This window comes from Streptomyces sp. CLCI03 (genome assembly GCF_053615355.1).
This window is the reverse complement of record NZ_CM132132.1, coordinates 5749310-5775737: the sequence shown is the minus strand read 5'-3', so window position 1 is coordinate 5775737 and position 26428 is coordinate 5749310. Positions and strand designations below refer to the sequence as shown.

Here is a 26428-nt window from a genome sequence, read left to right as displayed (position 1 = left end):
AGGTCCACCGACCCTGTCCTGCCCGTCAGGGATTTTTTCACCACCTCTCCTTTGTCCGGAAGGCGGCGCACAGCAATGTCCGACCCCGTAGGAAAGCTTCCGAGCGAGCTCGACCAGCTCCCGGATCGCGACACCGAGGAGACCGCCGAATGGGCGGCCTCCCTCGACGCCGTCGCACAGGCCGCCGGTACGCGCCGCGCCGAATACCTGCTCCGCCGCACGCTGCAGCACGCCGAGGCCGCCGGCCTCGCCCTGCCGAAGCTGCTGGAGACGGACTACGTCAACACCATCCCGACCGCCGCGGAGCCCGAGTTCCCCGGTGACGAGGAGATGGAAGCCAAGATCACCGCATGGAACCGCTGGAACGCGGCCGCCATGGTGACCCGCGGCTCCAAGTACGGCGTCGGTGGCCACATCGCCACCTTCGCCTCCGCCGCGTGGCTCTACGAGACCGGCTTCCAGCACTTCTTCCGCGGGAAGGAGGCCGACGGATCGGGCGACCAGCTCTACATCCAGGGCCACGCATCCCCCGGCATCTACGCCCGCGCCTTCCTCGACGGCCGGATCTCCGAGCAGCAGCTCGACAACTTCCGCCAGGAGTCCGGCGGCAACGGCCTGCCGTCCTACCCGCACCCGCGGCGCCTGCCGTGGCTGTGGGAGTTCCCGACGGTGTCCATGGGCCTCGGCCCGCTCTCCGCGATCTACCAGGCGCGGTTCAACCGCTACCTGCAGAACCGGAGCATCAAGGACACCGCGAACTCGCACGTCTGGGCCTTCCTGGGCGACGGCGAGATGGACGAGCCCGAGTCGACCGCCGCCCTGGCCCTCGCCTCCCGCGAGCAGCTCGACAACCTGACCTTCGTCATCAACTGCAACCTGCAGCGCCTCGACGGTCCGGTCCGCGCCAACTTCCGCGTGGTCCAGGAGCTGGAGGCCCAGTTCCGCGGCGCCGGCTGGAACGTCATCAAGTCGCTGTGGGGCTCCGCCTGGGACGAGCTGTTCCAGCTCGACACCACGGGCGCCCTCGTACGCCGCCTGCGCGAGGTACCGGACGCGCAGTTCCAGACGTACGCGACCCGCGACGTGGCCTACATCCGCCAGCACTTCTTCGGCGCCAACGCCGAGCTCGTGCAGCTGGCCGGTGTGCTCCCCGACGCGAAGATCGCCGAGTGCTTCCACAGCTCCCGCGGCGGCCACGAGCCCCGCAAGGTCTACGCCGCGTACAAGGCCGCCCTGGAGAACAAGGGCGCGCCGACGGTCATCCTGGCGCAGACCGTCAAGGGCTACACGCTGGGTGCCGGGTTCGAGTCGAAGAACGCGAACCACCAGATGAAGAAGCTGACGATCGACGAGTTCAAGGACATGCGTGACCTCCTTGGCCTGCCGATCCCGGACAGCGCCTTCGCCGACGGCCAGGTCCCGTACGGTCACCCGGGCGCGAACAGCCCCGAGGTCCAGTACCTGAACGAGCGCCGCGCGGCCCTCGGCGGCCCCGCCCCGGCCCGCAAGGTCAAGCACGTGGCCCTGCCCGCCCCGGCGGACCGCTCCTTCGCCCCGCTGCTCAAGGGCTCCGGCAAGCAGGAGATGGCCACCACCATGGCCTTCGTCCGCCTCGTCAAGGACCTGATGCGGGACAAGGAGACCGGCAAGCGCTGGGTGCCGATCGTCCCCGACGAGGCCCGTACCTTCGGTATGGAGTCCCTCTTCCCGTCGGCCGGCATCTACTCGCCGCTGGGCCAGACGTACGAGCCGGTCGACCGCGACCAGCTCATGTACTACAAGGAAGCCAAGGACGGGCAGATCCTCAACGAGGGGATCACCGAGGCCGGCGCCATGGCCGACTTCATCGCCGCCTGCACGTCGTACGCGACGCACGGCGAGCCGATGATCCCGTTCTACATCTTCTACTCGATGTTCGGCTGGCAGCGCACCGCCGACCAGATGTGGCAGCTCGCCGACCAGCTCGGCAAGGGCTTCATCGTCGGCGCCACCGCCGGTCGTACGACCCTGACCGGTGAGGGCCTGCAGCACGCGGACGGCCACTCGCACCTGATCGCGTCCACGAACCCGGCGTCGCTGAACTACGACCCGGCCTTCGCGTACGAGATCGCGGTGATCGTCAAGGACGGTCTGCGTCGCATGTACGGCGAGCCGACGCCCGGCGAGGACTCGAACGTCTTCTACTACCTCACGGTCTACAACGAGCCGAAGGTGCAGCCGGCGATGCCGGAGGGCGTCGAGGAGGGCATCCTCAAGGGCCTGTACCGCTTCAACACGGCGGCGGACCTGGCGGAGGCGGCCCCGGCCGCCGATGCCGCGAAGATCCAGCTGATGGCTTCCGGTACGGCGATCCACTGGATCCTGGAGGCGCAGAAGCTCCTCGCCGCCGAGTGGAACGTGGCCGCCGACGTCTGGTCCGCCACCTCCTGGGGCGAGCTGCGGCGCGACGCGCTGGAGTGCGACGAGGCGCTGCTGCGCGGCGAGGTCCGCACCCCGTACGTCACCCGCGCGCTGGAGGGCGTCACCAGCCCGGTGCTCGCCGTCTCCGACTGGATGCGTCAGGTCCCGGACCAGATCAGCCAGTGGGTGGAGCAGGACTACACCTCGCTCGGTACGGACGGCTTCGGTCTGTCCGACACCCGTGAGGGTGCCCGCCGCCACTTCGGTGTCGACGCCCAGTCGATCGTGGTGGCCGCGCTGGCCCAGCTCGCCCGCCGCGGCGAGGTGCCGGCGTCCGCCGTCAAGGAGGCCCGGGAGCGCTACGGCCTCTGAGGCTCCGAGCGACAGCCGAAAGGCCGGTGTCCGACCCCCGCGGGGGTCGGACACCGGCCTTTCGCCGTACGAGCGGTGGCGGCGCGGGGGCGCACCCGTGATGCTGGAGCGGTGATGGACGAGACGGAGTTCTGGGAGATCGTCGACCGTACCCGCGAGGCCGCCGACGGCGACCCCGAGGAACACGCCGAGCTGCTCGTGGAGCGGCTCGCCACTCTCGACCCGGACTCCGTCCTCGACTTCGCCCGGCACTTCGAGTCCCGGTACAACCGGGCGTACACCTGGGACCTGTGGGGTGCGGCCTGGGTGCTGCTCGACGGGGCGAGCGACGACGCCTTCGACTACTTCCGCTGCTGGCTGATCGGCCAGGGGCGGGAGGTGTTCGAGGGCGCAGTGCACGATCCGGACCAGCTGGCGGAGCTGCTGGGCGCCTTCGACGAGGAGATCGACGGGGACGGCGAGGAGCTCGGGTACGCGGCCGACGAGGCCTACGAGCAGCTGACCGGGGCGGTGGCGCCGGATCTGGGCGTCCCGCTGCAGGCGGCCGAGCCGGAGGGCGCCCCGCTGGACTTCGAGAACGAAGCCGTGCTCGCGGAGCGCTTCCCCCGGCTGTGGGACCGGTTCCGCGGCTGATCAGTAGTGCGTGCCACCGTCGATGCGGATCTCCGTACCGGTGATGAACGCCCCGTCCTCGGAGCCGAGCATGGCGACGACGCCGGCGACGGTCTGCGGGCCGGCGAAGCCCTGGCCGAGGGCCGGGGCCAGCTTGGTGAAGAGGGACCAGTCGGTGTCCTCCGGCAGGCCGGGGCCGGTGCCGGTGGTCATCCCGCTCTCGATGGAGCCGGGTGCGACGCTGACGAAGCGCAGGCCCTGCTTGCTGTACTCGGCGGCCAGCGCGTGCGTCATGGACTGGATGCCGCCCTTGCTGGCCGCGTAGGCGGACATGTAGGGGTGGGCGAAGGACGCCGAGGTGGAGCTGAAGTTCACGACGGCCGGCCGGTCGCCCGCGAGCAGTGCCGGGAGGGACTCGCGGATCATCAGGAACGTGCCGGTGAGGTTGACCCCGATGACCTGGTTCCAGAGGTCGAGGGTGGTCCGGTGGGTGTGCTCGGAGCGCAGGATGCCGGCGGCGTTGACGAGTACGTCGAGCCCGCCGAGGGCGTCGACCGCGGCGGCCACGCCCTCCTTGACGGCGTTCTCGTCGGATATGTCGAGGAGCGCGGTGGTGAGCCGGTCCGCGTGACCTTCGGCGGCCGCCCGGTCGGCGGTGGCCTTCAGGCCTGCCTCCTGGACGTCCACGGTGTGGACCCGGCCGCCCTCGGCGAGGATGCGGTGGACGGTGGCCTGGCCGATGCCGGAGCCACCGCCGGTGATGAGGACGCGTCGTCCTTCGTAGCGGTTCATGGCGCGAGCGTACCCAAGTAGTGGCACGTTTTGCCATGACGACAAAGAATGTAATCGCCGAGGTTGGCGAGGGGTACGCTTCACCCGTGAGATCCCCTCGTCCGTACTCTCCCCAGGCCGGCCCCGGAGCCCAGTCGCTGACCGAGCGCCGCAAGGCCGCCACCCAGCTCGACATCGCCCGCGCGGCTTGCGATCTGTTCGCCGAACACGGCCCCGACGGCACCACCGCCGAGGACATCGCCCACCGGGCGGGGGTGGCGCTGCGCACCTTCTACCGCTACTTCCGCAACAAGCAGGAGGCGGTGGCCCCGCTGCTGGCGGGCGGAGGTGACGCCTGGCGCGCGCTGCTCGCCGAGGAGGACCCCGGCACGCCGCTGGACGAGGCCCTGGAACGCGCGGTCACCCGCTCGCTGAGCGGGCAGCAGGCGGTCGAGGAGGGCCTGGAGGTGACGCGCGGCCTACTGCGCGCGGCGGTGGACGACCCGGCCCTGCGCGGGGTCTGGTACCGCGTGAACCAGGACTCCGAGGAGCATCTGGTCCCGGTGATCTCCCGACTGGTGGGCCCGGGGGCCGACCCGCTGGAGGTACGTCTGCTCGCGGCGGCGGCGACGGATGCGATCCGCGTCGCGCTGGAGCTGTGGTCGACGACGGACGCGCCGGTGTCGGGGCCCGGCTCACCCGCGGAGCTCGCGGTCCGCTGTCTGCGGGACCTGACAGGGGCGATGCCCCTGCTCCTCCGCTAGAGGAGGAGCAGGGGCATCGCATCCGCTCCCATGGGTCGGGCTCGCGGTCCTACGGATACGGGAGGGGCTCAGCCACCACCACCCCAGCCGCCGCCACCGCCACCGCCGCCCCCTCCTCCGCCGCCGCCCCAGTTGCCGCCGCCACCGTCGCCGCCGTTACCGCCGCCGCCGCCCCAGTTGCCGCCGCCGTCGCCGCCCCCGCCGCCCCAGTTGCCGCCACCGTCGCCGCCGTTACCGCCACGACCGTTGCCCCAGTCACCACCGTTGCCGCCACGACCGTTGCCCCAGTCGTCGTGGTAGCCCCAGTCACCGTTGCCACCGCGACCGGAGTCGTTCCAGTTCGACCAGTTCGAGTGCCGGTTGTTGTCGCGCCAGTAGCCGTCGTCGCGCCAGTTGTCGTTGTATCCGCCGACGCCTCCCTGGTCCCAGCACCAGCTCGGACGGTTGCGCCAGTCGCGGTCGCAGCAGACGTTCCACCGGGCGTCGGAGCGGTTCGAGGGGTAGCGCCAGCAGTCGTAGCCGCCGTTGCCGCCGCCACCACCATTTCCGGCGACGACCGAGGCCGACGCGCTGGCGACGGGCAGCAGACCTATCGCGATTCCCGCGGCGCCCGCCATGGCTGCCGCAACGATCTTACGGCGCATTCTCATGCACCTCCGCACGTGTCTCGCTTATTGGGCTTTTAGGTCATTTCCACCCTCACTCGCCCGTGCGGCCCTGTCAAAGCGGAAAGGCCCCCCGCCGCTCTCCGAAAAGTGCGGCGGGGGGCCTCCCATCAGGCGTTTTTAGAGGTCGAAGTAGAGCTCGAACTCGTGCGGGTGCGGACGCTGCGCGATCGGGGCGATCTCGTGCGTGCGCTTGTAGTCGATCCAGGTCTCGATCAGGTCGGGGGTGAAGACACCGCCGGCCAGGAGGTACTCGTGGTCCGCCTCCAGCGCCTTGAGGACGTCCTCAAGGCTGGTCGGGACCTGCGGGACGCTCGCGTGCTCGTCGGGCGAGAGCTCGTAGAGGTCCTTGTCGATCGGCTCCATCGGCTCGATCTTGTTCTTGATGCCGTCGAGGCCCGCGAGCAGCAGTGCCGAGAAGGCGAGGTACGGGTTCGAGGACGGGTCCGGGGCGCGGAACTCGACGCGCTTGGCCTTCGGGTTCGAGCCCGTGATCGGGATGCGCATGGCGGCGGAGCGGTTGCGCTGCGAGTACACCATGTTGACCGGCGCCTCGAAGCCCGGCACCAGGCGGTGGTAGGAGTTCACCGTCGGGTTGGTGAAGGCCAGCAGCGACGGGGCGTGCTTGAGGATGCCGCCGATGTAGTAGCGGGCGGTGTCCGAGAGGCCCGCGTAGCCGGCCTCGTCGTAGAACAGCGGGTCACCGTTCGCCCACAGCGACTGGTGCACGTGCATGCCCGAGCCGTTGTCACCGAAGATCGGCTTCGGCATGAAGGTCGCGGTCTTGCCGTTGCGCCAGGCGACGTTCTTCACGATGTACTTGAAGAGCATCAGGTCGTCGGCCGCGGCCAGCAGCGTGTTGAACTTGTAGTTGATCTCGGCCTGGCCGCCGGTGCCGACCTCGTGGTGCTGACGCTCGACCTGGAGGCCCTGGGCGTCCAGTTCGAGGGAGATCTCGGCGCGCAGGTCGGCGAAGTGGTCGACCGGGGCTACGGGGAAGTAACCACCCTTGTAGCGGACCTTGTAACCACGGTTGTTCTCCTCGGAGCCCGTGTTCCAGGCGCCGGCCTCGGAGTCGATGTGGTAGAAGCCCTCGTTCGCGGAGGTCGCGAAGCGCACGCTGTCGAACACGTAGAACTCGGCCTCGGGGCCGAAGAACGCGGTGTCGGCGATGCCGGTGGAGGCGAGGTACGCCTCGGCCTTCTTCGCGATGTTGCGCGGGTCGCGGCTGTAGGCCTCACCCGTGATCGGGTCGTGGATGAAGAAGTTGATGTTGAGCGTCTTGTCCTTGCGGAACGGGTCCAGACGCGCGGTGGTGATGTCGGCACGCAGCGCCATGTCGGACTCGTGGATCGCCTGGAAGCCGCGGATCGAGGATCCGTCGAAGGCGAGCTCCTCCGCCGGGTCGAACGCTCGCGCCGGGATGGTGAAGTGCTGCATCACACCAGGCAGGTCACAGAAGCGGACGTCGACGAACTTGACGTCGTTCTCCTCGATGTACTGCTTCACTTCGTCGGCGTTCTTGAACATCCAACTCCTCCTACTCCCGACCCCGGGGCAGGGACGGGCTTTATAGCTCGTGGTGCGTCAGTGCGGTGCCGCACGCTGACCCGACCATAAGCAGACGGGATTTCCCAAGCATGACCCATTTGTTTCGCACAAGTTAACCAGGGTCCGGCCGGAGGGCCGTGCGGCGCCACGGGTACCGTGTTCGGGTGGACAACAGACAGGCAATCGGATCCTGGCTCTCCGGCCCCCGCGCGGCCGCCGAGGAGATGGGTGTCGACTTCGGCTATCCGGGTCAGCGGCTCGGCCTGCCCCAGCAGGGGCCCGGCTCGGTGGCACGTTTCGGGCGTCGGCTCGGCGCCGTCGCGATCGACTGGATCGGCTGCCAGCTGATTGCCTACGGGCTGATCACGGGCGGCGACCTGACCGCGGCGGGCAACTGGACCCTCGCGCTCTTCGTGGCCCTCACCATCCTGACGGTGGGCACCGTGGGCTTCACCCCCGGCAAGCGGATCGTGGGCCTCCGGGTGGTGTCGGAGTCCGGCGGCCGCCTCGGCATCGTCCGCGTGGTGCTGCGCACGCTGCTGCTGGCCCTGGTCATCCCCGCGCTCATCTGGGACCGCGACGGCCGCGGCCTGCACGACCGGCTCGCCCGCGCCGTCCAGGTCCGCATCTAGAACCTCCACGCACGCGGTACGACACAGGGGTGCCCCCCGAGCCTCGGGCTCGGGGGGCCACCCCTGTGTCGTATACGAAAATCAGGTGAGCTGGTCAGCGCATCTTTCCGCCGCGCGGCATCTTCATGCCCTTCGGCATGGGGCCCTTCGGCAGCGGCATGTTGCTCATGAGGTCACCCATGGCGCGCAGCTTGTCGTTGATCTCGGTGATCTGCGGGCCGGCCAGTACGCGCGGCAGCTTCAGCAGCGTGGTGCGCACCTTCTTGAGCGGCACCTCGCCCTCGCCCGTGCCCACGATGAAGTCGTGCACCGGCACGTCCGGCATGATCCGGGCCAGCTTCTTCTTCTCGTTCGCGAGCAGCGGCTTCACCCGGTTCGGGTTGCCCTCGGCGATCAGCACGACGCCGGCCTTGCCGACGGCACGGTGGACGATGTCCTGCTGCCGGGTCATCGCGACGGCGGGGGTGGTGGTCCAGCCCCGTCCCACGTTGTCCAGCACGGCCGCAGCCGCTCCCGGCTGGCCTTCCATCTGCCCGAAGGCAGCCCGCTCGGCCCGTCGCCCGAAGACGATCGCCATCGCGAGGAACGCCACAAGGAATCCCAGGATGCCCAGGTAGTACTCGTGCCCTACCAAGAAGCCGATCGCGAGGAAGACACCGAAGGTGACGATGCCCACGCCTGCGACGATCAGACCGACCTTCGGGTCCGCCTTGCGCGTCATCTTGTACGTCAGGGCGATCTGCTTCAGTCGCCCGGGGTTCGCAGCAGTCTCTGCGTTTGACTTCCTCGCCATACAGCGAGTTTACGTGGCCTGCGGGGTTCGGGTAGCCGCGGCCTCAAGTACGTGTTCGGTTTCGACCCGATCCTTGGCCCTCTTGCGGTCCTCCAGGACCGCCGTCCAGGCGTTGCGGCGGGCCCCGCTCATCAGCAGGGACTCGATGCCCCGGAAGGCGTCGGAGAGCGTCGGGATGGCAATGGCGCGTACGGGCGCGGCCTGCATGATGTCGATCCCTTTCACGATGCTCGCGTCGGCGTGATGCGAGCGGTGTGTGCGGTGCGTGGACCAAGCGTCACTGACTGGTGTTACCAGGGCGTGACCGGTCGGTCAAATGTGATGTACACGTTGCAAACACTGACGCGGCCCACCGGACTCTTCCTCAGGAAAGAGCCTAGGGGCCGCGTCGATGCGGTGTTACCCACTAGTAACGCTTTGTGCGCGACTTCACACGCTCGGCGCTCGGACGAGTCAGACCGACGCGCTGCACTTCTCGTTCTTTCGGTCGAGCTGCGCCTCGCCACCGCTCCGGCCGCGTGCCCGCCCTCGTACCTCGGGCGGACCCGCAACCTACGCTACGACTCCGCTGCGCTTCTCGTTCTTTCGGTCGAGCTGCGCCTCGCCACCGCTCCGGCCGCGTGCCCGCCCTCGTACCTCGGGCGGACCCGCAACCTACGCTACGACTCCGCTGCGCTTCTCCATCGCCTGCTGGTAGAGGCGACCCGCCCTGTACGACGACCGGACCAGCGGGCCGGACATCACACCGGAGAAGCCGATCTCCTCGGCCTCCTTCGCCAGCTCCACGAACTCGGCGGGCTTCACCCAGCGCTCGACGGGGTGGTGCCGCGGCGAGGGCCGCAGGTACTGGGTGATGGTGATGAGCTCGCAGCCGGCCTCGTGCAGCTCCTTGAGAGCCTGCGAGACCTCCTCGCGCTCCTCGCCCATGCCGAGGATCAGGTTCGACTTGGTGACCAGGCCGTAGGCGCGGGCCTGCCGGATCACGTCGAGCGAGCGCTCGTAGCGGAAGCCGGGGCGGATCCGCTTGAAGATGCGGGGCACGGTCTCGACGTTGTGCGCGAAGACCTCGGGGCGGGAGGCGAAGACCTCCTCCAGCAGCTCCGGGACCGCGTTGAAGTCGGGGGCCAGCAGCTCGACCTTGGTGTGGCCGGTCTCGCGGCCCGCCGTCTGCTGGTGGATCTGGCGCACGGTCTCCGCGTACAGCCAGGCACCACCGTCGGCCAGGTCGTCGCGCGCGACGCCCGTGATGGTGGCGTAGTTCAGGTCCATCGTGACCACGGACTCGCCGACGCGCCGCGGCTCGTCACGGTCCAGCGCCTCGGGCTTGCCCGTGTCGATCTGGCAGAAGTCACAGCGCCGGGTGCACTGGTCACCACCGATGAGGAAGGTGGCCTCGCGGTCCTCCCAGCATTCGTAGATGTTCGGACAACCGGCTTCCTGGCACACCGTGTGCAGTCCTTCGCCCTTCACCAGGGCCTGCATCTTGGTGTACTCGGGACCCATCTTCGCCCGGGTCTTGATCCACTCGGGCTTGCGCTCGATGGGGGTCTGGGCGTTACGGACCTCCAGGCGCAGCATCTTGCGTCCGTCGGGTGCGACTGCGGACACGACCGGCTCCCTGTGACTTCGATTGTTCGGCGCCCACCAGGGTACGCCCGTAATTTCATACGCTCTTACGTCGGCCAACCTGCGGGCGGCCGGTCTCATTCCCGAGGGCTAGGAACCCACGGCCGGCTCGATTTCGCGGGGCCGCAGCTCCGCGTGCTCCAGCACATCCTTCAGGTGCCGTTCGGCCACCGGAAGTACCTCGGCGATGGTGATCTCCCGCCCCAGTTCGTACGAGAGCGAGGTCACACCGGCGTCCCGGATCCCGCACGGGATGATCCGGTCGAACCAGGTGCTGTCCGGATTCACGTTGATCGCGAAGCCGTGCATGGTGACGCCCTTGGCGACCCGGATGCCGATGGCGGCGAGCTTGCGGTCCTCGCGGCGCTGGCCGGCGTTGGACGGGGCGTACTCGGGGCCGTTCAGCCGCGCGTCGAACTCCTCGTCGTGCAGCCGGGGGTCGAACTCCAGCGACAGCCCGCCGATCTTCGGACGCTCCTCGACGGGATCGCCCAGGACCCACACCCCGGAGCGGCCCTCGACACGGGTGGTCTCCAGGCCGAACTCGGCGGCGGTACGGATCAGGGCCTCTTCGAGGCGGCGGACGTGGGCGACCACGTCCACGGGGCGGGGCAGCTTCATGATCGGGTAGCCGACCAGCTGACCCGGGCCGTGCCAGGTGATCTTGCCGCCGCGGTCCACGTCGACGACGGGGGTGCCGTCGAGCGGGCGCTCACTGGGGTCGGTGCGCCGGCCCGCCGTGTAGACCGGCGGGTGCTCCACGAGCAGGCAGGTGTCCTCGATCTCGTCCGCGAAGCGGGCCGCGTGCACCCGGCGCTGTTCTTCCCAGGCCTGGGTGTACTCGACGGATTCCGGCCCGAAGCCCAGATGGACAAACCCAAGCTCAGCCACCGCAGCGCCTCCTCGTTGAACCTGCTGTGTGCACGTACCTCACTGAGCAAGGGTACGGCGACCCTCCCGAACCCCTTCAGGGCCCCGGACCGGACCCCGATCCGGGCCCCGATCCGGGCCCCGGACCGGGCTCCGACCCCTTCTCCGGCGGGGGTCCCGGTAGCTGCTTCGGCCGGCGCCGCCCCTTGGGCGGCCGGTCCGGGTCCTCGTCCGCGCGCGGCAGCCGCCGGTGGCCCTCCGAGTGGTCGTTGACCCAGCCGCACACCCCGCACGCGTACCGGCCGTCCAGCCCCGCGATGTAGGTGCCGCAGCGCCGGCACTCCGCCTCGGTCAGTTCGGGCGGGGGCAGCGGGGCGGTGGATTCGGTTCGCTCCTCGGGGAGGTGCGCCCTGTGGGGCCGAGGGGTCATGGCCCGCAGCGTACGCGGGCGGAGGGGGCCGGTCCGTAAAGGGCCCTACGCATTCTGCACACGATCGGATGAATGTGGGGCAGAGAGGGCGGCATCGGCGAAGTTCGCCGCTACATTCACGCCGTTCACAGGGCCGGGACCCCGGTCCGTCACGTCAGGAAACCGTGGAGCCGATGACGGAACGACCTGCCCAGCGCGTCCCCAACCGGCAGCTCGCGGCGCTGATCGCGGAAGCCGGATTCTCCAATGCCGGTCTCGCCCGCCGCGTCGACCAGCTCGGTCTGGAGCACGGTCTCGATCTGCGGTACGACAAGACCTCCGTGACCCGGTGGCTGCGCGGCCAGCAGCCCCGCGGCACCACGCCCGCGCTGATCGCCGAGGTCTTCACCCGCCGCCTCGGACGCCGCCTCTCGGCCCAGGACCTGGGCCTGGACGCCTGCGCGCCCGTGTACGCCGGGCTGGAGTTCGCGGCCACCCCGGAGGAGGCCGTGGACATCGCGAGCGGCCTGTGGCGCAAGGACTCCGGCTCGCACGCCGAGCTCCGGAAGATCGCCTTCACCCCGGCCGGGCTGGTCGTGCCCAGCCGGGACTGGCTGATCGGGCGGGCCGACGAGCGGGTCGGCCGGGGCGCGGAACCCGCCTCGGCCCGCGTCCCGCTGCAGGGACGGGCCTCGGTGCCCCGGCAGCGGCAGATCGACCGCGGCCCCGGGCAGCGCGTGACCAGCGGGGACATCGCGGCGCTCAGATCGGTGGGCGAGCTGTTCCGGACCCTGGACCAGGCGTACGGCGGCGGGCACGCCCGGCAGGCCCTGGTGCGCTACCTGGAGCACGAGGCCGAGCCGATGCTCCGCGGGACCTACGGGGAGACCACCGGGCGGCGGTTGTTCTCGGCCGCCGCCGATCTGACCCGGCTCGCGGGCTGGACCTCGTACGACATCGCCGCGCACGGGCTGGCCCAGCGCTACTTCGTGCAGGCGCTACGGCTGGCGCAGGCGGCCGGGGACCGCCCGTACGGCTCGTACGTGCTGGTCACCATGAGTCGGCAGGCGGTCTACCTCGGCCACGGTCGGGAAGCCGTGCAACTGGCCCGGGTGGCCCAGCAGGGCGTCGGCTCCGGCCCGCCGCCCGTGGTGCAGGCACTGCTCCATTCGGCGGAGGCGCGCGGACACGCGGTCCTCGGCGAGGTGCGGGCCTCGACCGCCTCCCTGGTGCGGGCGGAACGCGCGCTGGGCGCGGCCCGGCCGGGGGACGACGTACCGCACTGGGCGCGGTTCTTCGACGAGGCGCAGTTGGCGGACGAGTTCGGGCACTGCCACCGGGATCTCCAGCAGTACCGGGCCTCGGCGCAGCACGCGGAGCGGTCCCTGCAGCTGCGGGGGCCCGGGTACGCCCGGTCCCGGCTGTTCTGCCGGGTGGTGCTGGCCACGGCCCGGCTGGGGCTGGGCGAGCTGGACCAGGCGTGCGCGCTGGGCGCGGAGGCGGCGCAGCAGGCGATGGAGATGCGCTCGGTGCGGGCGGTGGAGTACGTACGGGACTTCGAGCGGCGGCTGGAGCCGTACCGGGACGCCTCGGCGGTGCGGACCTACCGGGACCGGGTGGCGGCCTTGTCGTGACCCCGCGGGCCGGCCGGAGGGTCCGGGTCGCGTGCCCGGCACGCCGGCGAGGCGGGAGCATGGGCCCCGCCGGCGTCGTCAGGTGTTCTCAGGCCGCCACCGGGAGTGCGGGCTCCGGGGCGACCGGGAGCGGGATTCCGAAGTCGCGCAGGACGGCGCCGGCGGCGCGGCGGGCCGAGTGCAGGGCTCCTTGGACGGTGTTGGTGTCGCGGTGGTCGCCGCACACGTACAGCCCGGCCAGTACCCGTACGGGACGGCTCATGTCGTGCGGCGGGGGCATCGCGGGGACCGCCTCCGGGGTGTGGTGGACGGCCAGGAGTTCCCACTCACGGGTGGGGGTGTCGTAGAGCCGGGCCAGTCGTGCGGCGACCGTGCGCGCCGGTGGGGGCGGGCCGAGCACGGTGGTGGTGACCAGGCTCCGGCCGGCCGGGGCCCGGGTCGGGTCGACCGCGCTCATGACGGCCGTGTGGGAGACGGGCCAGTTGGGGTCCCCGTCCAGGAGCAGCGTGCCGTCCCGGGGCAGGGGTGCGGTGGTGGCGTGGTGGAGGACGGTGACCTCGTGGAAGGCGGGCACGCGTAGGCCGGGCAGGAGCTCGGCGGCGGCGCGGGCCCCGGTGGCCAGGAGGACGGAACGGCAGCGGAAGTCGCCGTGTTCCTCGGTGGTGACCAGGTTGGTGGCCACCGACCGGACCCGGACCCCGGTGCGTACCGTGCCGGGGGGCAGGGCGGCGGCGAGGAACTCGGGCAGGGCCGCCGCGCCGCCCTCGGGTACGGCGAGCCGGCCGCGGGCGAAGGTGCGCAGTGCGAGGTCGGCGACCCGGCTGGAGGTGGTGAGCTCCGGGTCGCGCAGCAGGGTGGCGAGCAGGGGGCGGAGCGCCCCGTTCAGGGTGCGTGTCGGCAGCCCGCGGGAGCGCAGGGCGGCGTGGGCGGTGCGTTCGGGACGGGCGAGGAGCTTCTCCTCGGGCAGGGTGGCGAACCGGCCGAGGGCGGCGCTGATCCGGGCCTGGTCGAGGGAGCGGCTGGCCAGGGCCCGGGCCGGGGTGAGGACCCCGACCCGCAGCTGTTTCCCGTCGGTGTGGACGAGGACGCCCGGTGTGAAGGGGCGCAGGGTCAGGGCCCGCAGGCCCGGGGTGCGTTCGAGTTCCGGGTACGCGGTGTTGAGCAGTTGGCCGATCCGGTCGAGCCGGAACCCGTCGACGGACTCGGTGGCCATCCGCCCGCCGGGGTCGTCCGCGGCTTCCAGGACGGTGACCGTGACTCCGGCGGCGATCAGGTGCTGCGCTGCCGCGAGTCCTGAGACTCCGGCTCCTACGATGACGACGTCCGCATGGTGTGCGGCATGGTGTGCGCTGCTGAGCACGTGCCCCTCCCCGAGGTCGGCGCGGCTGTGTGGGGATCCTCCTTCCCCCAACCGGTTAAAGGGGAACCCGAGTTCGGCGGGGTATTGCGGTCAACTTCGGTCGCACAGCGGTCGCATACGGGTCACAAACGGTCGCACGGTGGTCGCACGCGGATCTCAGAGCGCGGCGCGGATCGCCTGCTCGATGCCGGGGTCACGGAAGACGAAGCCGGACCCCAGCAGCCGCGCGGGCCGGGCCCGTTGACTGCCCAGCACGTCCTCGGCGAACTCCCCCAGCGCGACGCGCAGGGCCACGGCCGGTACGGGCAGCACCGCGGGCCGGTGCAGCACCCGGGCCATGGCCGCGGTGACCTGGCGGTTGGTCAGCGGCTCCGGGGCGGTCAGGTTGACCGGGCCGGACAGGCCCGGGGTGTCGATGATGTGCCGCAGGGCCGCCACCTCGTCGCGGAGGGAGATGTACGACCAGTACTGGCGACCGTTGCCGAGCCGGCCGCCGACCCCGGCGCGGAAGAGGGGGAACATCCGCCCCCAGGCCCCGCCGTCACGGGCGACGACCAGCCCGGTACGGGCGAACGCGGTCCGGATCCCGGCCTCCTGGGCGGGGGCGGTGGCCGCCTCCCACTCCACGCAGACCGAGGGCAGGAACCCCTGCCCGGCGGGGGCGTCCTCGTCGACGGCCCGGTCGCCGGTGTCCCCGTAGTAGCCGACGGCCGAACCGCTGACCAGGACTGCGGGCGGCGCGTCGAGGGCGGCGAGGGCGTGCGCGAGCGCGGCAGTGCCGAGCACCCGGCTGTCACGGATCTCCCTCTTGTACGCGGCCGTCCACCGGTGGTCCCCGACCCCGGCCCCGGCCAGGTGCACGACGGCCCCGCAGCCGGCCAGACCGGCCGGGTCCACGTACCCGCGCGCCGGATCCCACCGCGCCTCGTCCGCCCCGACGGGCTCCCTCCGCACGAACCGCACCACCTCGTGCCCGTCCGCCCGCAGGGACCGCACGAGTGCGCTTCCGATGAGTCCGGTCGCCCCGGTCACAGCAATCCGCATGGACCCATCCTGCCGGGTCGCTGCGCTGTGCTCGGCCGGTTCGGGGCGCGTCGTCGTCCTTCGTCGGACGGGCGTGCGCTGACGGGCGTCACTGCACGGCGCTCCGCGCCCGCGCCTCAAACGCCGGCGGGGCTGAACTTCAGCCCCGCCGGCGATTGAGGCGATCTTTCAGCCCCGCCGGCGTTTGAGGCGCGAGGTCCGGGGCGGAGCCCCGGTCAGGTGGTCGTGCCGAGCCAGGTGCCCACCGCGTAGGTGACCGCCATGGCGAGGGCGCCACCCAGGACGTTGCGGGCGACCGCCCTCGGCACCGGCGCCCCGCCCAGCCGCGCGCTGATCACCCCGCAGAGCGTCAGCGCGGCCAGCACGGCCACCACCGTCACCGGCACCCGCTGCGACGGCCCCGGCAGGATGATCGCCAGCAGCGGCAGCAGCGCCCCCACCGTGAACGCGACGAGACTGGCGAAGGCCGCGTGCCACGGGTTCGCCAGCTCGTCGGGGTTGATCCCGAGCTCCACCCGGGCGTGGGCCCGCAACGCGTCCCGCTCCGTCAGCTGCTCGGCGGCCTCCCGGGCCACGTCCCGGCTGAGCCCCCGCTCGGCGAGCAGATCGGTGAGTTCGTCGAGTTCCGCCTCCGGCTCCTCGGCCAGTTCCCGGCGCTCCAGGTCCAGTGCGGCCTTCTCGGAGTCCCGCTGCGAGCTGACGGAGACGTACTCCCCCGCCGCCATCGACAGCGAGCCCGCCAGCAACCCGGCGACACCCGCCGCCAGGATCGCCGAGCGCGAGGTGGTGGCCCCCGCCATACCGACCACCAGGCCCGCGGTGGAGATGATCCCGTCGTTCGCGCCGAGCACACCCGCGCGCAACCAGTTGAGCCGTGTGCTGATCTCCGCGCTCTGCGATCCGTCGCCCTCGCCGTGCGCCTCGATGTGCGCCTTGCCGGGCCGCTTGCCCGCGCCTTCGCCTGCCGTCACGCCCCCACTGTCGCGGCCGGGGGCCCGCGGGGCCACCCGGCGGGCCGGTCCGGGGTGCGCGGGGCCGGCCCCCGTACCAGGGTGGAGGGGTGAGACGCCGACGTCAGGAGCCGGGATGGCTGCGCGGCGAGCCGCCGCCGCGCTGGGCCCGGATCGCGCCCGCCGTGGCCCTGGTCGTGCTGGTCCTGGCCCAGGCGGTCACCCCGGGCGCGGAGCTCGGGTTCTTCCTGGCCGGTCTCCCCCCGGTGGCCGCCTTCGCGTACGGGGCGGCCGGGACCGCGGTCTTCGCCGGCATCGTCCTGCTGCTGCTGGGCGTCCACTCGCTCGGTGTCGCCAACGCCCGGGGCACGGACCTGGCCACGGTGGCCGCCGTCGGCGTGCTCAGCGTGGTGATCGCCTGGGTCCGCCAACGCCGGGACGCGCAGCTGGTCAGCGTGCGGACGGTGGCGGAGGCCGCCCAGCTCGCGGTCCTCCCACCGGTACCGGAACGGGTGGGCCCGGTGCGCTGCTCGGGCCTGTACCGGGCGGCGCAGCGCGGCACGCTGGTCGGCGGCGACCTGTACGACGTACGGGCCGGGCCGTACGGGGTACGGGCCCTGGTCGGGGACGTACAGGGGCACGGGCTGGCGGCGGTCGCCACGGTCGGGGCGCTGCTCGGCGCATTCCGCGAGGCCGTGATCGACGACGCCGGGCTCGGGGCGGTCGCGGCCCGGCTGGACCGCCGGCTGGTGGCGGACGCGGCGGCCGCCTCGGTCGAGCATCCGGAGCTGTTCGCCACGGCCGTGCTGCTGGAGTTCCCGCCCGGCCTGGACGTCGTACGGATCGTCTCGTGCGGGCATCCGTCAGCCCTGCGGGTCCGCGGATCGACGGTGGAGGAGGTGATCGTCGAGCCGGGGCCGCCCTTGGGGCTGGGGCTCGCCGGCCCGGCCCCGCCGAAGGTGAAGGAACTGGTGGTGCGCACCGGGGACCAGCTGCTGCTGCACACCGACGGCGTGACGGAGGCCCGCGACGCGACGGGGCACTTCTACCCTCTGGCCGCCCGGGTGCCCGTACTGGCGCGGGACCCGGCGGGCCTGCTCGGGGCGGTGTGGCGGGACCTGCTGGCCTTCACGAACGGCGGCCCGAACGACGACGTGGCCCTGCTGCTGCTGTCCCTGGACGGCCGGGAACCGGTGACGTAGCCCGCCGTGCCCGGACGGCGCCCGCGCGTCGTCCAAGGGTCCGACCCCGACCGGCCGGCGCTCGGCCGGTCGGGGCCCTGTCGTGCGGTGCGGTCGACGACCGACGGTCGGCGACCGGCGACCGGCGACCGGCGCGCCTACGACTCCATGATGAACGCCCGCACCATCTTGCAGGTGACATTCGACGGCCGGTGGATCCCCGTCCGGACGGCCATCGTCCGGATCTTCCGGTTGGTGGCGCGCCGAGCGTCGTACGTCCCCGAGTCGAGCAGGGATATCGCCAACCGCATCGCCTTCAGACGGCGGTTGTGGCTCTCGTACCACTCGCGGGGCAGCCCCGCCGGCAGCGGCTTCTTCTTGACGTGCTGGACGGTGGTGGCAGTGGCCATCTACAGCCTCCCAAACGGTAGTTGGCTTCCTGTCGTTCTCCCTCGATTTTACCGGCGACCACTGACAGAAGCCCCTGGTCGGACGCGCCCGGTTAGGGTTGCCGCCATGGAGATCTGGATCAATCCCGCCTGTTCCAAGTGCCGCAGCGCCCTGACCCTGCTGGACGCGGAGGGCGCCGATTACACGGTGCGTCGCTACCTGGAGGACGTGCCCTCCGAGGACGAGATCCGCGAGGTGCTCGGCCGCCTCGGGCTGGAACCGTGGGACATCACGCGCACCTCGGACCCGCTCGCCAAGGAGACCGGCGTCAAGGACCTGCCGCGCGAGGAGACGGACGCGGCGCGCGGGCTCTGGATCGCCCACCTCGCCGCCCACCCGAAGCTCATCCAGCGCCCGATCATCACCGCCGAGGACGGCACGGCCGTGGTCGGTCGCTCCGAGGAGGCCGTCCGCGAGGCCCTGTCCCGCAAGGGCTAGGAGGCCCCTCCCCGCGACAGCCCGATATCGCGTTGCCGCGCGAGATCGCGGCCGTGCTCAGCGGGCGAGCCGCCGGACGATCTCCTCGGCCGCCGTCAGCGGCAGCGCGTGGTGCGCGACACCGGGCAGTACGTCGACGGCCGCGCCAGGCAGCACCTCGCGCGCGGCCCGGGCGGCGCGGCCGGAGTCGTGACAGCGGGCGAGTCCGGCGAAGAGGACGTCGACCCGCGGGCCCCCGCCCGAGGGGTGTGCGAGCCCGGCCAGGTCCGGTCGCGGCCCGGTGACCGGCCGGACGGCGGGAAACCCGGCGCTCTCCTCCTGCAGCCGCAGCCAGGCCGGATCGAGCGCGGCTCCGCGGGTCTCCCAGGCGAGGAAGGAGCGGATCCGCTCCGGGGTGGGCCGCGTCAGCACGGGCAAGGCGCGCAGTACGTAGCCCGGGCGGAGCCCCGTGAAGACCTGGGTCGGGTCGAGCAGCACCAGACGGCCGAGCCGGTCCGGGCGCAGGGCGGCGTGGTGGGCGGCGATCCAGGCCCCGTACGAGTGCCCGGCGAGGGTCACCGGCCCGTGCGGGCCCAGCCCGTCGAGGACCGCGTCGAGCCAGCCGACCAGGTCCCCGACGGACCGGATCGCCCGGTCGGCCGCCGGCACGCTGAGCCCCGGGTCGCCCACGAGGTCCACGGCGTGCACCCGGTGGGCGCGAGCCGCCCCGGCCGCGACGCAGGCCCCCCACACGGTGGAGGTGGCTCCGCCGCCGGGCAGCAGCACCAGCGGTGGCGCGCCGGCCGGGCCGCAGCGGTTGACGCGGGTGACCCCGTACGGGGTGGGCAGGTCGACGGAGTCGACGGGGCCGGGCCACCGGCCGAGAGCCGCGTCGTAGGCGGCGCGGAAGGAAGACGCCCGGCGCATGCCCCGCTGCGATGCCCTAACCACTTCTCCCCCTCCGACCGTCCGACCGTCCGACGGAACGACTGTCGCCGTATTCTCTCGCCAGGCGATAATCTCGCTCAGCGAGAGATTCCGCCAGGGGGAGATGTGGACGAGAACCGGAACCCGGACCACCGGCAACCCGCGCACGGGGCACCCACGAACCAGGCCCCCGTCGACGAGGAACCCGACAACCTTCGACTGGTGCACCTGCTCCGCGCGGTGACCGTCGAATTCGGCCTGCGCCAGAGCGACTTCGCCGCCCGCAACGGCATGCACCCCACCGACGTGCGCGCCCTGATCTGCCTGCTGGACGCGGCCCGCGCGGACGAACCGGCCACCGCGGGCCTGCTCGGCACCCGCCTCGGCCTCAACTCCGCCGGCACCACCGCCGTCATCGACCGCCTCGAACGACTCGGCCACGTGGCACGCGTCCGCGACGACCACGACCGGCGCCGGATCCTGCTGCGCGTGGAGCCGGCCGCGATCCACCTGGGCCGGGAGTTCTTCGGTCCCCTGATCGACGGCGTGCTCCAGGTCCTCGACGGCTTCGACCCCGCCGAACGGGAGACCGTACGCCGCTTCCTGACGGCCACCCACGCCGTCTTCGCACCGGAGCCACGCCCATGACCACGCCCGCGGCCACCCCCGACCCGGGACCCGGCGGCGCCGACCTGCACCTCGAACTCCCCACCGAGGGCGCCCGACGCACCGCCCTCGCCCAAGCCCTGCGCGGCGCCGTGCGCAGCGGCCGACTGGCCGGCGGAACCCTGCTGCCGCCGTACCGGACGCTCGCCGCCGACCTGGGGCTGGCCCGCAACGCCGTCGCCGACGCCTACGCCGAGCTGGTCGCCGAGGGCTGGTTCACCGCCCGGCAAGGTTCCGGCACCCGCGTCGCCGAAGGGGTGGCGACCCCCGACGCTCCGACCGCCGCGGTCGGACCCGCCCCTGACCGACCCCGCTACGACCTGCTCCAGGGCAAGCCCGACCCCGCCTCCTTCCCCCGGGCCGCCTGGGCCACGAGCGCCCGCCGAGCCCTGGCCGGGGCACCCACCGAGGCCTTCGGGCCCGGCGATCCGCAAGGCCGCCCCGAACTACGCCGAGCCCTGGCCGGCTATCTCTCCCGGGCGCGGGGCGTGCGCTGCGGCCCCGAGAACATCGTGATCTGCTCCGGCTTCGCCAACGGACTACGGCTCCTGACGTCCGTCCGGCCCCCCGACTGGGCCGTCGAGGCGTACGGGCTGCCCTTCCACCACGGCATCCTCCGGACCGCCGGGGTCCACCCGCACCTCCTCCAGGTCGACGAGGACGGCGCCCGGACGACGGAACTCCCCTCCGGAATCCCCACGTTGCTGCTCACACCGGCGCACCAGTTCCCGACGGGCGGCCGGCTGCTGCCCGCACGGCGCGCCGCCGCCGTGGAATGGGCCCGCGGCACCGACGCCGTGATCGTGGAGGACGACTACGACGGGGAGTTCCGCTACGACCGCAAGCCGGTCGGAGCGCTGCAGGGGCTGGCCCCCGAACACGTGGTGTACGCGGGCTCGCTGAGCAAGAGCCTCTCCCCGGCGCTGCGCCTGGGCTGGCTGGTCCTCCCGGACCGGCTGCGCGACCAGGTCCTGGCCGCGAAGGGCCTGCGGGAGTCCTGGGCGAGCGCGCTGGACCAGCTGGCCCTGGCCGACTTCATCGAGTGCGGGGCCTACGACCGCCACGTACGCCGCATGCGCCTGCGCTACCGGGACCGCCGCGACCAGCTGGCCACCGTACTGGCGGCACGCGCCCCGGAGGTCCGGGTGACCGGCATCTCGGCCGGGCTGCACGCCGTACTGGAACTCCCCCCGGGCCGGGAGTCCCCCGCCCTCGCGGCGGCCCGCGCCGCGGGCCTGGCCCTGGACGGCCTGTCGACGTACCGGCACCCGGCCGACCCGAGCCCACCCCGCGAGGGCCTGGTGGTCGGCTACGCGGCGCCCCCGGACTCGGCGTTCACCCGGGCGCTCGACGTCCTGGCGGGCGTGGTGGGCCGGTAGGGCCCGCCCGATCAGCCGGCGGACACCGGGGCCGCGGGCCAGGCGACGGAGGTATCGGCCGCGACGCCGTAGTCGACGCCGGGAACGTCCCAGCCGTAGAGCCGGCCGACCTGGTCACGGAACCAGCCGGTGTCCGCCTCGGCGGCGATCGTGTCGGCGCCGACCTCGTCCCACGTGGCGCGGACGGCGGCCTGGACCCGCGGGTCCATCTCCCAACCGTCCAACCGGATGCGGTCCTCGTCGTCGAGGACGAGCTCGGCGTCACCCGCGAGCTGCTCCCACAGGGTCGCCGCCTGATCGACGGTGCTCTGCCAACCGTCACCGGTGACGCGGTGCAGGATGCTGGTGTAGAGCGCGATGCTCGGAATCGCGGTGGAGGCCTGGGTGACGGCCGCACCCGCGACGACGGTGTGGGCGTGACCCGTGCCCCCCAGCTGGGTGTTGACGGCGCGGGCGGTGTCTTCCAGGTGCTGCTTGGCGGCGCCGATGGTTCCGGCCCGGTAGATGGGGGCGGTGATGTCGGAGCCGACGTACGACAGCGCGACGGTCCGGAACCCCTCGGCGAGCAGGCCCCTGGTCTCCAGGACGTCGATCCACCTCTGCCAGTCGGCGCCGCCCATGACCTGCACGGTCGCATCGCGCTCGGCCTCGTCCGCGGCTTCCAGGTGCAGCGCGCCGACCTGCGGGACGCCGTCCTCGAACACGAGCGTCTTCGCGCGGTAGTCGGTGCCGAGCGGCTTGATGACGGAGTGGTGGACCTCGCCGGTCAGCGGGTCCGTGCGACGCGGGGCCGCGATGCTGTAGATGAGCAGGTCGACCTTGCCGAAGCGGGCGGCGAGCCGGCTCGCGGCCTCGTCCTTGACTCCGTCGGAGAAGGCGTCGCCGTTGAGGAAGCCGAAGTCGGCGCCGGCCTCGGCGGCGAGTTCGGCGGTCCGCGCGGTGCGGTACCAGCCCGCGCCGGCGGTACGCCGCTCGGTCTCGGCGGCCTCGAAGGCGATACCGAGTCCGCGCATCCGGTGGCCGCGCAGGCCGACCAGCGTGGCGGCCAGCCCGTAGCCGGCGCTGGAACCGATGACGAGGGCGACGGGACCGGGCCGGTCACCGACAGACTCGGGGGCCTGCTCCCACATCCGGTCGACCACCGCCTCGCAGCCCACCGGGTGGCTGTTGACGTACAGGTAGCCGCGGTTGCCGGGCTTGATCTCGCGGAGGCTCACTCGTGGGTCCTTCGGGTGCGGGGATCGTCAACAACGTTCGCCGGCCCGGATCCCGCTCGGGGAGGGGCCCTACCCACATCCTCGGCGAGCCCGCCCCGACCGCACGATATCGATCTTCACCAGAAGCGCCCGCCCATTGTTGTGGGTGTCCTTGGGAGAAGGCGGGGCGGGGCGGGGCCGCTCGGGCGGCCCCGCCCCCACCGATCCGCCCGCCCCTCTTCATCTCGCCCCCATCTCCCACCCCCTAGGGTGGCCGGAGTAATAAAGAGGACGTATCGCATCAAAGGACCCGTCGTGAACGAGGAGCAGCAGCCGTACGGCCGACCGGCCCCCACCCCGCCGACACCGACCCCGACACCGATCCCGACGCCGGCCCCGGCCCCGGCCCCGCCACCGCCGCTCCGCCTCCCCGGCGAGGGCTCGCGGCGGGGGGCCGACTGGATGTTCGGTGGGGTGTACGGAACGGTTCTGGCCAGTGCTCTGTTGGCCGCGCTGCACCAGAAGGGGGAGGCGTTCACCCCGTACTACGACGCCAGCTGGGTGCTCGTGACGGCCGCGACCGCCGGGCTCGCGCACGGCTACTCGCACCACATGGCCGCCCACCTGCGGGACTCCGCCGTGCAGCGGTGGCGGTTGCTGGGGGTGGCGTTGTGGAACGAGTGGCCGCTGATCGTGGCCGCCCTGGCGATCGGCATGGCGGACGCCACGATCGGCCTGGCCATCATCGTGGCGAACGCGGTGATCAAGTAGGGAGCTGCGCCTCCGCCTCGGCCAGGATCTCCGTCAGCCGGGCGCCGAACTCCGCCCCGCGCGGATCCGGCACGCCCGTCCGGGCCGCGGTGAGCAGCGCGTCCAGGGCGCGCCCGTAGGCGCCCGGTACGTCGCTCCAGCCGGGCAGTTCGTGCACGCCTTCGGTGCCGCGCAGTTCGAGTCCCACCCCGGCGGCCGCGCGCGGCGCGCCCAGGCTGAGTACGGCGGTGCTGGCCGCGCCGGAGGTGTGGCGCAGCGCGAGCTGGACCACGTCGGAGGGGCCTGGGGTGGCGCTGACGGCGGTGACCTCGCCGAGGACCGGGATCAGGACGGAGAGGGCGTGCGGGCCGACGTCCCACAGACCGCCCTTGGCCTTGCGCCAGGGCGAGTCGGCGTAGGCGCTGGGTGTTCCGTCGGGCGGGAAGACGGCGCCGAGCCAGTGGGCGGCGGCCGTGAACCAGCCGGAGCGCGCGGCCTGTTCCTCGACCCAGCTCGCGGTGGGCTCGGCGAAGCGCAGGGTGAGGAAGACGACGGAGGCGACCCCGTGGCGCGCGGCGGCTTCGGCGACGGCGCGGGCGTCCTCCACGGTGGTGGCGACGGGCTTGTCGAGGAGCAGGTGGCATCCCGCGGCGGCGGCGCGGACGGCCATGGCGGCCTGTACGTCGGGCGGCAGGGCGAAGGCCACGGCGTCACACTCGGCGAACAGCTCGTCGGGGTCTTCGTACACCTTCACGCCGTACTCGTGCGCCAGCTCGGCCGCGGCTTCGGGCCGGCGGCCCCACACCCCGACGAAGTCGGAGCCGGCGTGCGCGGCGAGGGCGGGGGCGTGGGTGCGGTGCGCCCAGGGGCCGGTGCCCAGCAGTCCGACCTTGGGGCGGCGGCCTGCTGGGGCCTGATCGGTGGCTCCGGCGGCGACGCGTTCGGCGGCGCCCTGGAAGCGGCCCTCGGTGGAGTTCATATCCGACGAAATGCTCACGTGGTCAGTCTGCCCCACCCGGACGGGCGCGCCGTCACCAACCCGCACAACCCGGCCGACCTGCGGTGCAAACCTCGGTAACACGGGGTTCACACATGGGCAACGGAAGGGAAATCGCGGGCGGGCACGCTGCGGTCATCACCGCAGCGATGAAGCAGCGACCAGCAGCACCCGCAGAGTCTGAGGATGGGGCCCGTGAGCTACAAGGCTGAGTACATCTGGATCGACGGCACCGAGCCGACGGCGAAGCTTCGCTCCAAGACGAAGATCCTCGCGGACGGCGACGCGCTGCCGATCTGGGGCTTCGACGGATCGAGCACGAACCAGGCCGAGGGCCACGCGTCCGACCGCGTGCTCAACCCGGTCTTCTCCTGCCCGGACCCGATCCGCGGCGGCGACAACGTCCTCGTCCTGTGCGAGGTCCTGAACATCGACATGACCCCGCACGAGTCGAACACCCGCGCGCTGCTGCGTCCGATCGCCGAGAAGTTCGCCGGCCAGGAGCCGATCTTCGGCATCGAGCAGGAGTACACCTTCTTCGACGGCACCCGTCCGCTCGGCTTCCCGGTGAACGGTTTCCCGGCCGCGCAGGGCGGCTACTACTGCGGTGTCGGCTCGGACGAGATCTTCGGTCGCGACATCGTCGAGAAGCACCTGGACCACTGCCTCGCGGCGGGCCTGAGCATCTCCGGCATCAACGCCGAGGTCATGCCCGGCCAGTGGGAGTTCCAGGTCGGCCCGGTCGGCCCGCTGGAGGTCTCGGACCAGCTGTGGATCGCGCGCTGGCTGCTCTACCGCACCGCCGAGGACTTCAACGTCTCCGCGACGCTGAACCCGAAGCCGGTGAAGGGCGACTGGAACGGCGCCGGCGCGCACACCAACTTCTCCACGAAGGCGATGCGCGAGGACTACCGCGCCATCATCACCGCGTGCGAGGCGCTCGGCGAGGGCTCGAAGCCGCTGGACCACGTCAAGAACTACGGCGCCGGCATCGACGAGCGCCTGACGGGCCTGCACGAGACCGCCCCGTGGAACGAGTTCAGCTACGGCGTCTCCGACCGCGGCGCCTCGGTCCGCATCCCGTGGCAGGTGGAGAAGGACGGCAAGGGCTACATCGAGGACCGCCGCCCGAACGCGAACGTGGACCCGTACGTGGTGACCCGCCTCATCACGGACACCTGCTGCACGGGCCTGGAGAAGGAAGGCCTGGTCTAGGCCCCGCAAGAGACGGGCCGCCCCGCCGCCCGAGGGCACGTCGGTGCCGTCGGGCGGCCCGCGTGGTGTCGCGCAGGACGTTCACGGCGGCGCCCACGGCTCAGGTCACACCGCGTGCCCCAGAAAGACGGACCAGGCCTCCGGCGACAGCGCCGACCGGGGCCGTCCGGAACTTTGAAGTCCCGGACGTGGACCGCACCGGGGCACGCGGCCACCTCGACGCAGTTGCCGCCCTCGCCGCCGCTATAGCTGCTCTTGACGCCCCTTGGGAGGGAGCAGGGTGAACGAGCCCTCCATGGCTGGGGTTTGTCGCAGTCCATCGGCATCACCTGGAGATGGACCGTACGGCGGCTCCCGGCGGCCAGGATGTGACGCAGTTGCCCACGATGCGCTGCGGTGCCGCCCATGCGGCGGTGCAACACGGCCTCCTCCGGGACGAAGCTGAAGGTCGGGACCGGCCCACGATCCAGGATCACCTAGCGGGACAGTCGGTCCGAGACACGCCTCTCGATGGTCTCCTCGTCCAGCAGCGGACGGCAGTAACGGAGGACGGCCCGGGCGTGGGCCTCGGTCTGGAGCAGGCCGGGCAGGGCGCCTGAACCTCGTGGTGATGGAGGGCCTGGGAGTCCGCCTCGGCGTCGGCGAATCGGCGGAACCAATCGGGGTGCCGGGTCCTGGCCTTCTTCAGGGCCTCGCGGACGTCCTCGACGGAGGCGAGCAGCAGCCCCTGGCCTCCAGCACCGCATCGGCCCGCTGCAGGAAGTCCGGCTGCGGGAGCCGCACGCCCCCCTCGACGG

Annotated in this window: 26 protein-coding genes and 2 pseudogenes; 11 read left to right on the top strand and 17 right to left on the bottom strand. The window is 72.2% G+C overall.

The window, feature by feature from the left end; all coding sequences use genetic code 11:
- Nucleotides 1-75: 75 nt before the first annotated feature.
- On the top strand, nt 76-2772 hold the full coding sequence (gene aceE / locus ACWG52_RS26665) for a pyruvate dehydrogenase (acetyl-transferring), homodimeric type (protein ID WP_453126161.1): 2697 nt from the start codon (nt 76-78) through the stop codon (nt 2770-2772).
- A 114-nt stretch (nt 2773-2886) separates the two neighbouring features.
- Nucleotides 2887-3405, top strand: coding sequence for a DUF4240 domain-containing protein (locus ACWG52_RS26660; RefSeq protein WP_389812268.1), 519 nt, complete (start codon nt 2887-2889; stop codon nt 3403-3405).
- On the opposite strand, the gene ACWG52_RS26655 is transcribed toward ACWG52_RS26660, so the two are convergent.
- On the bottom strand, nt 3406-4176 hold the full coding sequence (locus ACWG52_RS26655) for an SDR family NAD(P)-dependent oxidoreductase (RefSeq protein ID WP_389812271.1): 771 nt from the start codon (nt 4174-4176) through the stop codon (nt 3406-3408). It lies immediately after the preceding gene.
- 86 nt (nt 4177-4262) lie between these two features.
- Here ACWG52_RS26655 and ACWG52_RS26650 point away from each other — a divergent pair, with 86 nt between their 5' ends.
- A complete protein-coding gene (locus ACWG52_RS26650; RefSeq protein ID WP_389812273.1) occupies nt 4263-4919 on the top strand; it encodes a TetR/AcrR family transcriptional regulator in 657 nt (218 codons plus the stop codon).
- A 68-nt stretch (nt 4920-4987) separates the two neighbouring features.
- On the opposite strand, the gene ACWG52_RS26645 is transcribed toward ACWG52_RS26650, so the two are convergent.
- Both ACWG52_RS26645 and glnA read right to left on the bottom strand, forming a co-directional pair.
- A complete protein-coding gene (locus ACWG52_RS26645; protein WP_389812275.1) occupies nt 4988-5563 on the bottom strand; it encodes a hypothetical protein in 576 nt (191 codons plus the stop codon).
- 141 nt (nt 5564-5704) lie between these two features.
- On the bottom strand, nt 5705-7114 hold the full coding sequence (glnA, locus tag ACWG52_RS26640; RefSeq protein ID WP_365280185.1) for a type I glutamate--ammonia ligase: 1410 nt from the start codon (nt 7112-7114) through the stop codon (nt 5705-5707).
- 185 nt (nt 7115-7299) lie between these two features.
- Between glnA and ACWG52_RS26635 the strand changes: the two genes are divergently transcribed.
- Complete coding sequence (locus ACWG52_RS26635) at nt 7300-7767, top strand: RDD family protein (RefSeq protein ID WP_389812278.1); 468 nt, start codon at nt 7300-7302, stop codon at nt 7765-7767.
- Nucleotides 7768-7861: 94 nt separating this feature from the next.
- Here ACWG52_RS26635 and ACWG52_RS26630 read toward each other — a convergent pair whose 3' ends face one another.
- From ACWG52_RS26630 to ACWG52_RS26610, 5 genes are all read right to left on the bottom strand, one after another.
- Nucleotides 7862-8560 (bottom strand): DUF4191 domain-containing protein, encoded by a 699-nt coding sequence (locus tag ACWG52_RS26630; protein ID WP_389812280.1) that lies wholly within the window; start codon nt 8558-8560, stop codon nt 7862-7864.
- A gap of 9 nt (nt 8561-8569) precedes the next feature.
- Nucleotides 8570-8767, bottom strand: a complete 198-nt coding sequence (locus tag ACWG52_RS26625; protein ID WP_030010916.1) for an SCO2195 family GlnR-regulated protein — start codon at nt 8765-8767, stop codon at nt 8570-8572.
- Between the two features lie 447 nt (nt 8768-9214).
- On the bottom strand, nt 9215-10168 hold the full coding sequence (gene lipA, locus ACWG52_RS26620; protein WP_453126156.1) for a lipoyl synthase: 954 nt from the start codon (nt 10166-10168) through the stop codon (nt 9215-9217).
- 108 nt (nt 10169-10276) lie between these two features.
- On the bottom strand, nt 10277-11077 hold the full coding sequence (gene lipB / locus ACWG52_RS26615) for a lipoyl(octanoyl) transferase LipB (protein WP_389812282.1): 801 nt from the start codon (nt 11075-11077) through the stop codon (nt 10277-10279).
- Nucleotides 11078-11153: 76 nt separating this feature from the next.
- Nucleotides 11154-11486 (bottom strand): hypothetical protein, encoded by a 333-nt coding sequence (locus ACWG52_RS26610; protein ID WP_453126154.1) that lies wholly within the window; start codon nt 11484-11486, stop codon nt 11154-11156.
- Nucleotides 11487-11659: 173 nt separating this feature from the next.
- Here ACWG52_RS26610 and ACWG52_RS26605 point away from each other — a divergent pair, with 173 nt between their 5' ends.
- A complete protein-coding gene (locus ACWG52_RS26605; protein ID WP_389812288.1) occupies nt 11660-13099 on the top strand; it encodes a regulator in 1440 nt (479 codons plus the stop codon).
- Nucleotides 13100-13187: 88 nt separating this feature from the next.
- On the opposite strand, the gene ACWG52_RS26600 is transcribed toward ACWG52_RS26605, so the two are convergent.
- The 3 genes from ACWG52_RS26600 to ACWG52_RS26590 form a co-directional block, all read right to left on the bottom strand.
- The gene (locus tag ACWG52_RS26600; RefSeq protein ID WP_453126152.1) at nt 13188-14459 is read right to left on the bottom strand and encodes an NAD(P)/FAD-dependent oxidoreductase; all 1272 of its coding nucleotides are present in this window, start codon (nt 14457-14459) and stop codon (nt 13188-13190) included.
- A gap of 156 nt (nt 14460-14615) precedes the next feature.
- Complete coding sequence (locus ACWG52_RS26595) at nt 14616-15503, bottom strand: TIGR01777 family oxidoreductase (protein ID WP_389812293.1); 888 nt, start codon at nt 15501-15503, stop codon at nt 14616-14618.
- 215 nt (nt 15504-15718) lie between these two features.
- A complete protein-coding gene (locus ACWG52_RS26590) occupies nt 15719-16474 on the bottom strand; it encodes a VIT1/CCC1 transporter family protein (protein WP_390139883.1) in 756 nt (251 codons plus the stop codon).
- An 89-nt stretch (nt 16475-16563) separates the two neighbouring features.
- Here ACWG52_RS26590 and ACWG52_RS26585 point away from each other — a divergent pair, with 89 nt between their 5' ends.
- Nucleotides 16564-17655, top strand: coding sequence for a PP2C family protein-serine/threonine phosphatase (locus tag ACWG52_RS26585; protein WP_453126149.1), 1092 nt, complete (start codon nt 16564-16566; stop codon nt 17653-17655).
- A 137-nt stretch (nt 17656-17792) separates the two neighbouring features.
- On the opposite strand, the gene ACWG52_RS26580 is transcribed toward ACWG52_RS26585, so the two are convergent.
- Nucleotides 17793-18044 (bottom strand): hypothetical protein, encoded by a 252-nt coding sequence (locus ACWG52_RS26580; protein ID WP_030012991.1) that lies wholly within the window; start codon nt 18042-18044, stop codon nt 17793-17795.
- A gap of 106 nt (nt 18045-18150) precedes the next feature.
- Here ACWG52_RS26580 and ACWG52_RS26575 point away from each other — a divergent pair, with 106 nt between their 5' ends.
- Entirely contained in the window at nt 18151-18522 is a 372-nt protein-coding gene (locus ACWG52_RS26575) for an ArsC/Spx/MgsR family protein (RefSeq protein ID WP_030730995.1), read from the top strand.
- A 57-nt stretch (nt 18523-18579) separates the two neighbouring features.
- Here the strand turns inward: ACWG52_RS26575 and ACWG52_RS26570 are convergent, their stop codons facing one another.
- Entirely contained in the window at nt 18580-19428 is an 849-nt protein-coding gene (locus tag ACWG52_RS26570; protein WP_389812303.1) for an alpha/beta fold hydrolase, read from the bottom strand.
- A gap of 219 nt (nt 19429-19647) precedes the next feature.
- Here ACWG52_RS26570 and ACWG52_RS26565 point away from each other — a divergent pair, with 219 nt between their 5' ends.
- Nucleotides 19648-20076 carry a MarR family transcriptional regulator gene (locus tag ACWG52_RS26565; protein ID WP_389812559.1) on the top strand — a complete coding sequence of 143 codons (429 nt, stop codon included), beginning with the start codon at nt 19648-19650 and terminating at the stop codon, nt 20074-20076.
- Nucleotides 20073-21473, top strand: coding sequence for a MocR-like pyridoxine biosynthesis transcription factor PdxR (pdxR, locus tag ACWG52_RS26560; RefSeq protein WP_390139887.1), 1401 nt, complete (start codon nt 20073-20075; stop codon nt 21471-21473). The genes ACWG52_RS26565 and pdxR overlap by 4 nt, the downstream gene beginning before the upstream one ends.
- A gap of 11 nt (nt 21474-21484) precedes the next feature.
- Here pdxR and ACWG52_RS26555 read toward each other — a convergent pair whose 3' ends face one another.
- The gene (locus ACWG52_RS26555; RefSeq protein ID WP_390139889.1) at nt 21485-22690 is read right to left on the bottom strand and encodes an enoyl-[acyl-carrier-protein] reductase FabV; all 1206 of its coding nucleotides are present in this window, start codon (nt 22688-22690) and stop codon (nt 21485-21487) included.
- 294 nt (nt 22691-22984) lie between these two features.
- Between ACWG52_RS26555 and ACWG52_RS26550 the strand changes: the two genes are divergently transcribed.
- Nucleotides 22985-23440 carry a hypothetical protein gene (locus ACWG52_RS26550; RefSeq protein WP_389812310.1) on the top strand — a complete coding sequence of 152 codons (456 nt, stop codon included), beginning with the start codon at nt 22985-22987 and terminating at the stop codon, nt 23438-23440.
- Here ACWG52_RS26550 and ACWG52_RS26545 read toward each other — a convergent pair.
- Nucleotides 23433-24416: a Gfo/Idh/MocA family protein gene (locus tag ACWG52_RS26545; RefSeq protein ID WP_389812313.1), complete on the bottom strand. Its 984-nt coding sequence runs from the start codon at nt 24414-24416 to the stop codon at nt 23433-23435. The genes ACWG52_RS26550 and ACWG52_RS26545 overlap by 8 nt on opposite strands.
- A gap of 195 nt (nt 24417-24611) precedes the next feature.
- Here ACWG52_RS26545 and glnII point away from each other — a divergent pair, with 195 nt between their 5' ends.
- Complete coding sequence (glnII, locus tag ACWG52_RS26540) at nt 24612-25631, top strand: glutamine synthetase (protein ID WP_389812315.1); 1020 nt, start codon at nt 24612-24614, stop codon at nt 25629-25631.
- Nucleotides 25632-25736: 105 nt separating this feature from the next.
- Here the strand turns inward: glnII and ACWG52_RS26535 are convergent.
- Both ACWG52_RS26535 and ACWG52_RS26530 read right to left on the bottom strand, forming a co-directional pair.
- Nucleotides 25737-25888: pseudogene (locus ACWG52_RS26535) on the bottom strand (DUF397 domain-containing protein); the annotation flags it as partial.
- A gap of 108 nt (nt 25889-25996) precedes the next feature.
- Nucleotides 25997-26377: pseudogene (locus ACWG52_RS26530) on the bottom strand (Scr1 family TA system antitoxin-like transcriptional regulator); the annotation flags it as partial.
- Between the last annotated feature and the right edge of the window lie 51 nt (nt 26378-26428).